Source organism: Pseudoalteromonas sp. A25 (genome assembly GCF_009176705.1).
Taxonomy (GTDB): domain Bacteria; phylum Pseudomonadota; class Gammaproteobacteria; order Enterobacterales; family Alteromonadaceae; genus Pseudoalteromonas.
In genome coordinates, this window is sequence record NZ_AP021846.1 from 2535478 (window position 1) to 2549780 (window position 14303).

At 42.1% G+C, this 14303-nt stretch carries 12 protein-coding genes; 10 read left to right on the forward strand and 2 right to left on the reverse strand.

Annotated elements, in window-relative coordinates:
* The first annotated feature begins 1 nt into the window (after window position 1).
* From GDK41_RS10805 to GDK41_RS10840, 8 genes are all read left to right on the forward strand, one after another.
* Complete coding sequence (locus tag GDK41_RS10805; RefSeq protein WP_152087569.1) at window positions 2–961, forward strand: DUF58 domain-containing protein; 960 nt, start codon at window positions 2–4, stop codon at window positions 959–961.
* An 11-nt stretch (window positions 962–972) separates the two neighbouring features.
* A complete protein-coding gene (locus GDK41_RS10810) occupies window positions 973–1407 on the forward strand; it encodes a DUF4381 domain-containing protein (RefSeq protein ID WP_152086420.1) in 435 nt (144 codons plus the stop codon).
* Window positions 1400–2386 carry a vWA domain-containing protein gene (locus GDK41_RS10815; protein ID WP_152086421.1) on the forward strand — a complete coding sequence of 329 codons (987 nt, stop codon included), beginning with the start codon at window positions 1400–1402 and terminating at the stop codon, window positions 2384–2386. Before GDK41_RS10810 ends, GDK41_RS10815 begins: the two co-directional genes overlap by 8 nt.
* 1 nt (window position 2387) lies before the next feature.
* Window positions 2388–4166, forward strand: a complete 1779-nt coding sequence (locus GDK41_RS10820) for a VWA domain-containing protein (protein ID WP_152086422.1) — start codon at window positions 2388–2390, stop codon at window positions 4164–4166.
* Window positions 4160–5800 (forward strand): BatD family protein, encoded by a 1641-nt coding sequence (locus GDK41_RS10825; protein WP_152086423.1) that lies wholly within the window; start codon window positions 4160–4162, stop codon window positions 5798–5800. The genes GDK41_RS10820 and GDK41_RS10825 overlap by 7 nt, the downstream gene beginning before the upstream one ends.
* Window positions 5801–5862: 62 nt before the next feature.
* The gene (locus tag GDK41_RS10830; RefSeq protein ID WP_152086424.1) at window positions 5863–6378 is read left to right on the forward strand and encodes a sigma-70 family RNA polymerase sigma factor; all 516 of its coding nucleotides are present in this window, start codon (window positions 5863–5865) and stop codon (window positions 6376–6378) included.
* Window positions 6378–7094 carry a DUF3379 family protein gene (locus GDK41_RS10835; protein ID WP_152086425.1) on the forward strand — a complete coding sequence of 239 codons (717 nt, stop codon included), beginning with the start codon at window positions 6378–6380 and terminating at the stop codon, window positions 7092–7094. Before GDK41_RS10830 ends, GDK41_RS10835 begins: the two co-directional genes overlap by 1 nt.
* Before the next feature lie 129 nt (window positions 7095–7223).
* On the forward strand, window positions 7224–8096 hold the full coding sequence (locus tag GDK41_RS10840) for a Tim44 domain-containing protein (protein ID WP_152086426.1): 873 nt from the start codon (window positions 7224–7226) through the stop codon (window positions 8094–8096).
* A gap of 63 nt (window positions 8097–8159) precedes the next feature.
* On the opposite strand, the gene GDK41_RS10845 is transcribed toward GDK41_RS10840, so the two are convergent.
* Both GDK41_RS10845 and GDK41_RS10850 read right to left on the reverse strand, forming a co-directional pair.
* Window positions 8160–9122 carry a hypothetical protein gene (locus GDK41_RS10845; protein ID WP_152086427.1) on the reverse strand — a complete coding sequence of 321 codons (963 nt, stop codon included), beginning with the start codon at window positions 9120–9122 and terminating at the stop codon, window positions 8160–8162.
* 387 nt (window positions 9123–9509) lie between these two features.
* Window positions 9510–10652 (reverse strand): LamG-like jellyroll fold domain-containing protein, encoded by a 1143-nt coding sequence (locus GDK41_RS10850; RefSeq protein ID WP_152086428.1) that lies wholly within the window; start codon window positions 10650–10652, stop codon window positions 9510–9512.
* A gap of 225 nt (window positions 10653–10877) precedes the next feature.
* Between GDK41_RS10850 and GDK41_RS10855 the strand changes: the two genes are divergently transcribed.
* Both GDK41_RS10855 and GDK41_RS10860 read left to right on the forward strand, forming a co-directional pair.
* Window positions 10878–12986, forward strand: a complete 2109-nt coding sequence (locus GDK41_RS10855) for a hypothetical protein (protein WP_152086429.1) — start codon at window positions 10878–10880, stop codon at window positions 12984–12986.
* 55 nt (window positions 12987–13041) lie between these two features.
* Window positions 13042–14160, forward strand: a complete 1119-nt coding sequence (locus GDK41_RS10860; RefSeq protein WP_152086430.1) for a Fic family protein — start codon at window positions 13042–13044, stop codon at window positions 14158–14160.
* The last annotated feature ends 143 nt before the right edge of the window (window positions 14161–14303 follow it).

Consider the following 14303-nt stretch of genomic DNA (forward strand, 5'->3'; position numbering starts at 1 on the left):
GATGCAACAAACTCAGTTATCAAGCCAAGCATGGTTAGAACAATGCCATAGCAATGGCGCACAGTTGGGCTTGAAAGAGTTACTTTATTACAAGCCCAAAGCCAACCTGTTATCGCTTAAACCCAAAGCGCGTATAAAAAGCGCACAAGCTGGCCAGTATCTCGCGCCGCACAAGGGACGAGGTATGGAGTTTGCAGAGGTGCGTCAATATCAATATGGTGATGACATACGCGCTATCGATTGGCGTGTAACAGCCCGTACCGGTGAGGCACATACCAAGCTCTATCAAGAAGAAAAAGAGAGACCAGTGTTTGTTTTCACCGATTTATCAAACAGTATGCTGTTTGGCAGCCAACTGCTCCTTAAATCTGTACAAGCAGCGCACTTGAGCGCATTAGTCGCTTGGTCTGCCTGTCAGCGCGGTGATAGATTGGGTGGTATTGTGTTTAATGAGCATGGCCATCATGAACTTAAGCCCATAGCAAGAGATAAAGGCGTATTAGCGCTTTGTCATCAACTCTGCGATATTCATCAGCAGGCGCTGCACAATCGAGAGCACATAACGCAGCAGCATGTGGCTCAAAGCCGCTTTGCAGATAATTTAAAGCGGTTAACCCATTTAGCCAAACCAGGCAGCTTAATTTATGTCATCTCTGATTTTACCAATTTAAATGACGCTAGTTTTAAGCAATTAGAGCGCCTTGCTCGACATTGTGAACTGATTGGCTGTCAGATCAGCGATCCGTTTGAGCACCAACTCCCAGCTTATCGCGAAGCAATTATGGTGGAGGCTGGCGACAATGCTTGGACCTTACCCTTGATGGACAAGCAATTTAGGGCAAAATTTGCTAAGCAGTCAGCCGAGGCATTTGCAAATCGTCTATCACGATTAAAACGTGCAGGTATGACAATGCAATCATTTAGTGCGGCTACGCCGCTTGAATCACAGCTTATGAGGTAATAGTAGTAGTTATGCAAGCTTCGCCATTAGATGCTTTACACGACGTTATGCCACCAAGCGAGGTTTCATGGTGGCCTTTTTCATACGCCATGTGGGCCGTTATTTTAATTACACTGTTTATTTTCATGGCAATAGCCATATGGCGCTATAAAGCATGGAAATATCAGCAAGCAAAACGAGTAGCAATTAAGCATATTGCTGAACATCAAAACGATGCACAGCAGTTGCATATTTTGCTCAAACGGTTAACCAAACATTATTATGGTACACGCGCTGTTGCGGGTTCCAATCAACTGTGGGCAACACGCTTAACTCAGCTATGCGGACAAACGTTTAATGCTCAAGAGCTCGATAGTTTGTATGGACCAGCGCCTAACGAACAACTTGCCGATAAGCTGTGCCAAGCGATAAGAAACTTTAAACTAAAAGAGGCCCTAGATGTTTGAATTTAGCTGGCCTTGGGCCTTTATTTTATTGCCACTGCCATGGCTTCTCGCCAAGATAAAGCCGGTACAACATGCCAGCTCAACGCGCTTACGTATGCCAAGTTTTGCACACCTTGCAGCACTTGCGCCAAAAACGGCCCAGCAAAGCCGTGGTGTTAATTGGCTTGAAGTGCTTATTTGGCTGTTACTGGTTATAGCAGCTGCCAACCCAAAGTGGCTAGATGACCCTGTTGCACTGCCCAACGAAGGTCGCGATATTATGTTAGCCGTAGACTTGTCGGGCTCAATGACAGAGCAGGACATGGAATATCAAGGCCGATATATAGACCGCCTTTCTGTGGTAAAAGCTGTACTGAGCGAATTTATAGAGCAGCGCCAAGGCGACAGGCTCGGGCTCATCTTATTCGGTGATACCGCCTTTTTACAAACTCCCCTGACGAGGGATTTAAACACTGTAAGCCAAATGCTCAGCGAAGCACAAATCGGCCTTGTTGGTCGCGCCACCGCGATCGGTGATGCATTAGGTTTATCGGTCAAACGCTTTAGTCAACGAGAGCAAAGTAACCGTATTCTTATTCTCTTAACTGATGGCCAAAATACTGCTGGCAACCTTGACCCAGAAGACGCCCTAATATTAGCCAAAGAAGAAGGCATAAAGGTTTATACCGTTGGTGTCGGCTCAGATGGCAGAGGTGGGTTTAGTTTGTTTGGTATGGGTGGTGCAGGTGGCAGCAACATTGATGAGACAACGCTCAAACACATAGCCAAAGAAACCGGTGGGCTGTACTTTAGAGCAAAAGATGTTGCAGGCCTGCAACAGATTTACCAAGAGCTCGATAAGCTCGAACCCGTGTCTGATGAAGCTCAAACCTTTAGGCCTCAGCTGGCACTGTTCTACTGGCCATTGTTGGCAGTTTTGGCGCTCATCGCGCTGACTATTTTACTTAAGGCCCTACGTGGCTTAAAGCAGGAGGCATAGCATGGAGTTTATGTTTATTCGCCCCGAGCTATTGTGGTTGTTAGTGCCGTGGTTAGTGATATCATCAATTCAGTTTATAAAGCGTGCCAAACACCAACATAGCGACCTTATTGCACCACATTTAGCAAACGTGATGCTTGTCGAATCTAAGCAACAACGCAAACAGCACAGCCCTCTGCTTATTAGTACGTTTTTGCTGCTTGCCATCATTAGTGCTGCAGGGCCTAGTTTTGAAAAGCAGCAGGTACATGTGTATCAAGCAAAACAAGCGCGAGTGTTGTTAATGGATATGTCGTACTCTATGTATTCTACCGACATAACGCCAAATCGCTTAACACAAGCACGCTTTAAAGCGCTCGATATGATTGACCTGTTCAAAGAAGGCGATACCGCTTTGGTTGCTTATGCGGGTGATGCGTTTGTGGTATCCCCTTTAACCAGTGATGCCACAACTTTAGCGAATTTAATCCCCAGTCTTAGCCCAGAGATCATGCCTAGTCGTGGCTCAAACGTGTTAGCTGGGATCACCGAATCTATCGCTTTACTCAAACAAGCCGGTTATGCAACTGGCGACATTATTTTGCTCACTGATGGGCTTGACCAAGCGGATGTTGACGACATAAATAGTGAGCTAAAAGGCCAAGCATACACCCTGAGTATTTACGGTATCGGTACTGAGCAAGGCGCACCTATTGCCCTGCCTGAAGGGGGCTTTTTGAAAGACAGATCTGGACAAATTGTGGTACCAAAAATTAACTTTGCACGTCTAAATGGTCTTGCTAAAAGACATCGCGGAGAGTTGGTACGCTATAGCCCCAGTGGTAACGATATAAAAGCCTTTAAACCCAAGTTACGTTCTGAAGATGAACTAAGCGAATCGCAGCAAAGCAAAACTTTGTGGCGTATTGATGCTGGCCAATATGGCTTGATCATTTTACTACCTTTAGCGTTATTACTTATGCGCCGCGCGGGGTTAACCTTAGTGGCATTATTATTTGTGATGCAGCCCACCGAGCAGGCAATGGCGGCAGATTGGCAAAGCTGGTTTAAAAATGCCGATCAAAATGCCCTCTCTGAATATCAAAACGAAAACTTTGCTCAGGCGACGTCCGCAAACAACAGTGCGCTCAAAGGTGCCGCGCTGTACAAACAGGGCAATTATGAACAAGCAGCCGAAGTACTTAAAAGCGCAGCGTCGTCAGTTGGTCAATACAATTATGGTAATGCCCTTGCCAAACAAGGGAAACTTGACGAAGCGATTAAGGCATATCAAAAAGCGTTAGAGCTTGACCCGGATATGAGCCAAGCCGCTGACAACAAAAAGCTGGTTGAGCAATTAAAACAACAGCAAGAGAATCAGCAGCAACAAGGCGACCAACAGCAACAAGGTGACCAGCAGCAACAAGGTGACCAGCAGCAACAAGGCGAGCAAGATAATCAACCAAACATGCAAAGTGAGCCAAGCGCGCAGCAAAATGAGTCAACATCAGCTGACGCGGGGCACAGTAAAGAAGAGCAAGATGAGCAAGCAGTAAAAGACGCCATGCGCCAAGCACAGCAACGCTCAGAGCAACAAGCCCAACAACAAGGTGATGAGCAAGCAGCGTCTGTAGCTGCACAACCGCTCACACCAGAAGAAAAAGAAAAAGCGCAGCAGCTTAATCAGCTACTTAGAAAAGTACCTGATAACCCTGCCATTTTACTACGCAATAAAATGCAGCTAAAAGCTCAGCAACGCGCTCAACAACGCCGCCCACAAGGAGTTGAAAAATCATGGTAATACGTTTGTTTGTTTATGTATTCCTATTACTACTAGTAAACCCAGTTATGGCCTTTGATAAACTAACGGCCAGTGTTGATAAAAACCCCGTATTAGTGGGCGAGTACTTTACTTTAACCATTGCAGCTGATGGTAAAGTATCCGGTGGGCAACCAGACACCAGTGCACTCACTGAGCAATTCGTTACGGGCCCTGTAAGCACCAGCTCTCGTACGAGCATAATCAATGGCAGCATGAGCAGCCAGACCACATGGCAAATGCAAGTACTGGCAAGAAAAGCGGGCACGTTTACCATTCCCGAATTTGAACTCGGTGGTAAACGCACTGCCCCCATCGAATTAAAAGTGATAGCGCGTAGTGATGATAGCCAAGAGCAAAAAGATATCTTTGTGAAAGCTCAGCTTGCCCCCAGCACACTATACGTACAACAGGCTGGGCTCTACACAGTAAAACTTTACTTAGGTAAAGACTTACTCGACGGACAACTTACTGCACCGGAAATTGATGATGCCCAAATAACTCAAATGGGTAAGCAAAAAGAGGACTATGAAGTAGTTGACGGTCGTCGCTATATGGTGATCACCCGCGAATATTTAGTACAACCTCAAAAAAGCGGTTCGTTTACCATTGCCCCTCCGGTGTTCAACGGTCAAGTACGCGAAAACTACCGCCGTATGGCAGTGTCTGCCATTGCCGATGAAATTAGCCTCGACGTAAAGCCAATTCCTAATGATTATCAGGGGACTTGGTTACCCAGCGAGTTAGTTAATTTAAGTGAAGAATGGCAACCCGCAGATGAACAAATCACCGTTGGCACGCCCATTACACGAACCATTACACTTACCGCTCTGGGTGTAACACAAGAGCAACTGCCAGATATCAAGCTTGATAAAATAACAGGCATTCGCAGCTACCCTGATGAAAGCGACAGAAATCAGCTTACTCGTGACGGGCGTGTTATTTCCCAGTTAGTGTCATCACATGCCTTGGTGCCACAAACCCCTGGCACCTATACCCTACCTGAGGTTAAAATTCCTTGGTTTAATACCGTCATCAACAAGGTAAACTATGCCACCTTGCCTGAGCGCACTATTACCGTTGTTGCAGATCCTAATCAGCCAATGGCTGTCGCACCAACACAACCACAGGTAGCGCAATCACAAAGCGCAGGTGAGCAGCCTCAAATACCAATGCAGCAGCCAATTAACAATGTCACACAACCAAAAGATTGGCTTGATTGGCTCATACTGATCTCGGGTTATGTACTTTGGTTGCTCACGGTCGTAATTTGGATAATACGCAAACCCAAAAAGCGCACCACCGAGGTATCAATAGCATCACCTGATCCTGTTAAAAGCCCTAACGCAGCGCTTAAAAAAGCGTTAAGTCAACAAGACGCAAATGGTTTTTACCAAGCGTTGCGTGAACTTGCGCAAGAGCAAGGTAAAGGCCTAGATGCTTGGATAACACAACTTAACCTACCGGAGCTTAGCGACGAAATTGCCAAACTACAGGCATCGCTCTATAGTGAAAGCAATCAATCTGCTGATTTATCTAAGATATATAAGCTCGTGAATAGTGCCCAAAAAAGCCAAAACACGGGTAGTGACAAGCACCTAGCTCAGCTTTACTGAGCTAGGTAAAATTATTTTATATCGTGGTGCAATAAAATTACCAACTATAAGGTCTTACTAGCATGACCACAAAACAAAAACGCTACGAAGCTTTGGTACAGGTCTATCATGGTGAGCTATATCGCTTTGCCTATTGGTTATGCCAAGACCCAACGGTCGCCGAAGATTTAGTTCAAGAAACTTTTTTACGGGCATGGCGCTCTCTTGATTCTTTACAAGATGAAAACGCTGCCAAGCCTTGGTTGTTAACTATTTTACGTCGTGAGAATGCACGTCGTTTTGAGAGAAAACAGTTTGATTATGCCGATGTCGAAAACGACACATTGATTGATAACAACACCGCGAGCTTAGACGACGCGATGGAGCAAACCGTTATTCAAAGGCAAATTAATAAACTCTCAGCTGAATACCGAGAGCCTCTGCTACTGCAAGTTGTTATGGGTTGCTCCGGAGAGGAAATTGCTGAAATTTTAGAACTGAACAAAAATACCGTGATGACGCGACTTTACAGGGCTCGTAACCAACTAAAAGACGCGTTAACTGAAGCCGAAGAACCATTAAAAGGGGCACAAAACTGATGAATGAACTTGAATTTCGTCGCCGCCTTTTTGCCGATCCTAACGATAAGGAAGTTGCGCAGGAGGCCGCAAACAATGCCGAGCAACAAGCCTTACTAAAAGAGATCCAAGCTTTTGACACGCAACTAAATAATGCGCTTGATGTAAAAGTGCCTGAAGGGTTAGCTGAGCGTATTCTAGCAAACCAAAAAGCCGATTATGCCCATAATGTGGTTATTAGAAAGAGCTGGTTTAAGCGCTATAAAACACCTTTTGCTACGGCAGCCAGTGCCACTTTTGCGCTTGGCTTATATTTTATGAGCGCAACACAAACACCGTTATTGGCAGGTGAACATGCCCTTGCTCATGTGCACCATGAACAAGCTGCATTTCAGAGCAATGCAACAATCGCCCTACAAGCGGTCAATGACAAGTTATCGTTGTTCGGTGCTAAGCTTGACTCTTTACCCGGTGAAGTAACCTATGCAACCTTTTGCAACTTTAAGGGCCAAAAGAGTTTACACTTAGTTTTTCAGTCTGAACATGGTCCTATGACAGTCTTTATCGTACCTCTGTCTGGCAAAAATAGTTTGGGTGGAGATGGTCAATTTAAGGATGAACGCTACAACGGGATCATTGAACAAGATCAACACGCTGCCACTGTACTTGTAGCTGATTTAGGTTCACCTGTAAAGCAATATCAAAAAAATGTCTCCAGCGCTCTACGTTGGCTTTAGAGTTGTAAAAAAAGCGGTACATTTATCATGTACCGCTTGTCGCTTTACCCACCCTATTGAACCGTTTTTTATTCCTCTTAAACACTGATTTATTTACAATTCACACAGTTTTAGTTTAATAGGATAGTTATGAAAAACTTTATTGTGTTCTTCTCATTGATCTCACTGTTATTTGTGAGCAGTTTTAACGTCGAAGCAAGAAAAAAGTTTGGCAGTAAATCTACTGGCAAAACTCACCAAACCAGTACCACGGCGCAAAAGCAACAAACCGACACCAAAGCAATTTCTCCAACTTCAACCGCTAAGCCTAAGTCTAGTAAGAAAGGCATTATGGCTGGTGTGCTTGGGGGCTTATTAGCAGGTGGTTTAATTGCAGCTATGCTTGGCGATGACTTTGAAGGTTTTCAGCTACTTGAGATGGTTTTACTCGCTCTAGCGGCATTTGTTATCTTCAAGCTTATCAAAGGGATGATGCAAAAACGCCAACAACCGCATATGGCGGGGGGTCCACAAATGGGAAGTCCAGCTATGGGCGCTCAACCACAATTTGAACAGCCACAACAATTCCAAACACAGTCAGTGACGACGGGCGGTTTTGGTCAACAAGACTCTGTGCCTTTTAATCTTCCAAAAGACTTTGACGTAAACGGCTTTTTGCAAGGTGCTCGTCAGCATTACCATACACTACAAAAAGCATGGAATAACAAAGACTTTGCAACCATGGCTGAGTACTTAAGCCCTGAATTGGTTGAAGAGTTTAAGCGTGAGCGTGAAAACCAAGGTGACGTCGCTACCGAAGTGATGTTTGTTGATGCCCAACTGGTGCGCGCTGATACTAAACCTGATGTATGGGAAGTGAGTATTTTATTTAAAGGTAAATACCGCGACCTTGGCGATAAGCAAGAGGAAGCAATCCACGAAATTTGGCACCTTGAGCGCCAAACGCAAGGCAATGCCCCGTGGCTCATTGTTGGTGTTGAAGACTTAATTGATAGCGAATAAACAACCAAAATAGATAACATTACAGCCGCTGATAAGTGCATCTGCGGCTTTAATGTTGTTGCGTTAATTTAAGTATTGATTCTTTTTTTTCAACAGGAAAAGCATTGTTGCTAGTGCATCCAAGTCCTCCTCGACACAGCGAATAAAAAAAGCTAATTGCTTCGCAACTTGTTCTGCACGCTCATCATCAGGAAACTTTGTAAACAGCTTCTCGTCAATATCGGTATTAAAAAGCGGTCTTGCTAAAATTGCTCTTATTTTATCTCTTAAAATACTTGCAGGCGGTGAATCAGCAACCATTTCGTTTAACTTTACCTTGGTAGACCAGATAGTCGATAGAAATTTATTAATATGCAGGGCCGACTCAGCTGAGGTTAAGGTTATCACATTCAATGAAAGCTGCCCCTTAACAGGTTTGAAATACGGATAATATATGAGTGCTTTTTCCAATGGAAAATCGTCAAAAAACGTATTGTCAATTTCACTAGGACTACCTAGATATACGAAGGCGGCTTCATGAATGATGCCTTGACATAATGACTGCAGCTCTCTTTTTAAATAGCTACTTTTACTTTCAAAGTTAACATAAATTTCGTGAGCTATAGCTTTGTTTTTACTTACTAAAACCTCAACATTATTGGCAATTTCATCGACAGTTCGCTGCACTTCAAATTTTTCATGTAATACATTTAATATTTGTTTTACCGTTTTATTAGTTTGTACGACTTCACTATTTATGTTGCTCGAAACAAGCATATTCTGTTGCAATATTTCCTGTAGCTTTTCAAGTTCCTTTGTATCGTGTAACAATAGCTGTCTCATTTGGTTTAACACATGCAATACATCTTTGTCGGTTTTACAGTGTTTAAATACATCTTGGTGTAATTTATCTAACCTCTTTTTTATATCACTTCCTTGCTGTAAAGAACTAAGAAGTTGCGCATCTAAGTCTTCGTTAGTCGTTCCACCTTCATTTTTTAATGCTAATATAGTTTGCACCAAAGTGAAAAATTCATAAATATCCATTAGTTATCCTTATTTTTTATATTTATCTATTTTATATATACTTTGTGTCTTTGCGATAATAAGTGGATATACTCAATCATTAAAGTAACAGAGGTCTTTCCAAACAGCTTAAGCACATCATTTTGATACTTTTTTATTATGTAATGTTGTGTAACATAGCTCGACTCGAAAGCAATATAACGCATAATCGTCATCTTTTTGGCTTTATGGCGAATAGTCAGTCCCCACAACAGAACAAAACAATGAAAAGCTGATCTCTAGAAGCCCTCGCAGGGTCTTTAAGCATTACGCTAAAAACATATGATATGTAAGAATCAATTTGCTTATTCTCGAAGCATCAAATATAAAACCAATTGGTAAATTCACCTACATTAGTCTTTATCAAATTTATCGTTCTGCCGTTCTTAACCCCCCTTTCGAGGCAATACTATAACAGTAACGCTGATTGCCACTTGCAAACTCTCTGGCGATATCACTAGAGCTAAGCACCCTGTGGTGCAATGCGACTTCACCAATAGCTCCTTGAAATAGACCCGTATGATAAGAGGAACGACTGCCAATACGAAGCGGCATATCATTCTCTAACGTACCACGATGAGCCCTTGGATCATGGCGACAGGTTTGTTCACCATCGATGAAAAAACTAATTCCATTGGGTTCATCACGATCTACTACTACCCCTACATGATGCCAAAGACCATCAGCTATATTTTTTTGAGCATAATATGTTGTACATGAAGCTCCAGGTTTCTCGCAATACCAACCACCATTGCCATCTGCAAGCTGAAAGCCTAGTCTTCCTTCATCAACAAACAATACGTAGCCCTGTACTGTATCTGAAAAATTTTCATAACGTTTATCAACTATCACACGCTGCCCTAAGGCTTCAGTTCGAATCCACGCTGTAAGCGAAAAATCACCTAATGCAATATCTAAAGCGTCATCATCTGCAATCTCAACGTAATCATCATAGCCGTCTAAGCAAAAAGCTAAGTCGTCTACATTTTTTGTTAAACGAATAACTTCCTGCTTATCCATGAAGACTTGTGCAGTAATATGTGTATTTTTATTATTTACTATAGAATAAACCGCAATACTAGACGCAGCCATAAGTACACAACTTGTTAACACTATCCACGTAAAGCGAGTTACACTTACCGCATTTGGCTTTTTGCTCCATTTTAGCGGTGTATTAATATAGTACCCCTTTCCTCTTTGTGTTGTGATGTAACAATTATTCTCATCCTGACCAAGCGCCAAGCGCAGCATAAAAACACGTTGTTTTACATTCTCCTCCCCCGTCACCGTATCTTTCCATACAAGCTCAAGTAATTGCTCGTTTTGCAAAGGCATTGGCGCGTGTTCAAGCAATACTGTAAGTAACCGAAAAGACAATTCTGGTAACTTAATGTCTACTCCAGATTTAAACACGGCACGTTTTTTAAAACAAACATACAGATCTTTAAATCTAACTCCTTGATATTCATCGATTGAAATTCTAATCGCATTCAGTTTTTTTTGCTGAAACACTTCCTTCACCTCCAGACGAACTTAAGCTGGGTAAAATAGATTTTTACTTATTATTTACCCATTCAAACAACAACATCAACAAGTTAATTTCATTTTTACCATTAATTTACTTAATTTAACTAGTCATATTGAATCACCTAGCAGCAAACTCTCCTCTGTACCGTTAAAGCGGTACACATTATGAGATTGATCTCTGTGTTAGTAGTCATTTAAGGAAACAACATTATGAATATGAAACAAGCTCGCCATGCCGCAGTTTTGGGTGCAGCGTTAAGTATAACAAGCGCACAAGTCGCCGCGTTTGAACAATTGGTAGAACAGCAACCAAGTAGTGTCATTGAGCAAGACGCTGATTACGAAAAAAATAAAAATTTAACTGGCTGGGGTTGGAACCAAAAACTCAATGCAAATACAAACAACTCAGATAGCAACATTGATAATACGCAGCAAAAAGATCTACCTAAAATAGAAAATATTGAACCTATAGAAAGATTCTTATTTGAACATGATACTGTTGCAGAGCTAGCACTCATACTCAATGTCAAAAAAAATGTTCCTAATCAGAAGTTTAATATACTAGTCAATCAAGATGGTAATGGCTGGCAACTTGCCAAAACTGTATATACAGGTGGCGAGGTTATACTTGAAGACGTGACAGTTTCGGACCAAGCAGAAGTCGCAGTGCAACCATGCTTAAATGATGATTCAGTTAACTGCAATGAGCTTTACAGTGCTGGTTTTACGCATAAAGTACCCTATGAGTCTGAGATGGGTTGGCCAGACCAAATAGAAGCACAAGTCCATACTTTCGCTGCTAACAGTCGCGTCACTGGGATCGATAAGCTGTTAGAAAAGGGCTATGACATGGTTCGCAATGGTATGAATATTAACGCCCACTGTTTTACTACCCCACCCGGTGAGCAGCATACCAGTTACAACAAATTCGAGACAGATCAATCTTTTGAGCTAATAACCGAGCGTGACAAAGCCATTAATATTCTTGATAAGGATAACACCATCAAAGGTAGCGCTTCATTATTGGGGTTAGAAACAAAAGATAATGTCTATAAGAACAAACTATACGAATATGCAATGCAAAAACGTGATAAGTCACTATTTATGGGCAAGTTTAGACATATAAGCAAAACCTTGGTATCACGCCCAAGTAATCAGTTACACTTGCAGCATAAATTCAACAGCATGTTGATAAATGGTGATAAATCAAGCTTTAGAAGCCTGTGTGGTGACCAATATATTGCTTCTGTCGATATTGGAAAAGAGATGTATTATTACATTCGCGTTTTGAACGAAGAAGGCTTTAACTATAAGAAAAAAGACCTTGAAACAAAATTTGCTGCCAAATTTAAAGAATTAGTGAGCTCAAACTTCGACAGTAACAAAAAAGAAACCTTCTTGAATGACTTTGCTAACTTTAATTTAGAGATAAAATCTGTTTCAGCAGGAGCTGAATTCGCAGGGTCAGTTGTCTCACATAACTCTCTTCCCTCGTTTATTGAAAGCTTGAAAAAGTTCTCTGATGTAAATACAAGCTTTGACAATTACACCGCGATTGGCTTTACGACTAACAACTATCCAATTCCGAATGAGTTAACAAATAAACCTCTAAACGAGATATTTATGGATTACTCACCCATTGTTGAAAAAATTGCGACATGGTCAAATTTTAACGCACAGGTAGAAGATCGTTGCGACATCTACGGTCCACACTCAGATGGTATTACACAAGCTGGAAGAAAAATCAGTCGTGATGTTGGCTTGATCCGCATAGATAGGTATAAACGACCACAATACGATATCTGTAATGCGGTTCGCAGCAAAATAATTAAAGAGTATGGCCAGTGTTTAGCGCAACGTACATGGTCATCATGTATAGATGGACCAAAAGTTTCGAGCTGTAAAATTGGTAATACTAACTGCCATGAATACGCAATGGAAATACACCGCTGGGAACCTGTGGAAAAAACTGCAACCTTAAATGTAAAAAAACCTGCTTGTGGAGCGGTGCAAGACTGTGAGGAAACATTTTGGGTAGAAACCTGCCTACACCCTGACTATGTCTTAGATTACCGTGTAAATTTTGGTTATAACCCTAGTGGTGCATATGATCGTGTCGCTGAAGGTGTCTCTGTTGCAGAACACTACACTAAAAACGTGGGTCGCGTAAAAACCGACCTATTCTCTCAAAATGGACAACAATGTGCACGCTTGAGTGCTGTACTCGTTACCCTCTCTTGGTGGAGGAATACCGCAGAGTATATTGGTGATGTGACCATGCATGGTTTTAACTTTATACCTCGCGTACCTTACCAGTAACCTAAATACATGGGGCAAATCATAAATATTTGCCCTTTTTTCAGAGAGTAATATTATGCCTTCTTATGAAAACTGCATTTGGCAAAAAAACAATCAACCCTATCAATGCTATGTGCCCGATTTTCTTAAACACAAAGTCACACCTGTATCACCAACCCTACAATCGATACAGAAACGACTAAATGTCTACTCAATTGCGCCAGTTCACGCTAAGTTTTTTAGCCGTTATTTAGCTGGGAGCGTGAGTTTGCGTGAAGGAAAGCAAGTTAGCCATAAACAACTATCCGTTTGCTCTCTTGGCGTTCAAACCACAAATCCAGTGACTCAGCAGCTGTGGAGTCAAATTTACAATTTTCAGCGAGGATGCTTGTTTGCTAAAGAGCAACTAGCTATTAAAAGCCCTTCAAGAAATGTACTCTTACAGAAGGTACATCAGATATTGGCCCCCGAAGTAGATAATCATGGTGAATATCGAACCTCTCCATGCTGGATTGGAGGTAAGAGCCCTGATACAGCGCGTTTTGTAGCTGCAGATGCCAATCGAATTCACAGCCTGATGCAAGATTGGTATAACGCATTGGACCAACAACCATCCACCTCTTTAGAGCACGCACTAAGTCTTTATGATCAGTTTTTAGTTGTCCACCCTTTTAACGATGGCAATGGTAGAGTAGCTAGAGCATTTCTAGATGGGGCACTATCCCATGTTCGAAACAACTATTGGCTACACCCACTTTTTTTTAGATTAGCCAACAGCTCAGTGCAATACAAGAACAAACACAATGCTTACCAAAGAGACAACATAGTTTCATGGCTCAACTATTGGGAAACCGCATTTAGGTGGCTCGAACAAAAACAAAGACAAATAGCACAAGCTTTGAGCGAGTGTGAACAACAATTTAGGCTTGCACTCGCATGCTGCATGAAACCAAAAGGGTGGGAGGAACTAGTCCAGCAACTGTACGATACCCCCATTATAAATATGCAAACAGCACATCATTACGTCGAAGCTGCCACCGTTATGCTGCAGACAGGATTGTTGGAAGTGAAAACGCTCAGTAATGCCAATAACACCAAGGTACTAGAATGTCCCTATATCTTTAAGCTTTGGCAATGTTGGGAGGATATTTTGTTGGCAAGTGAGGATATTATTGACAAAAGAGTTGCTAACTAACCGGATCTTTGCACAAAAAAACCTTTTAGATAAATCAATATTCACTAATAAAGTCTTGTAAAAAACTAAATTGAGCCGTCTTAGATATCCTAACTGATTAAAGCTAATTCTTAGCTTTAATCAGTGTATTAACTAACGCTTTT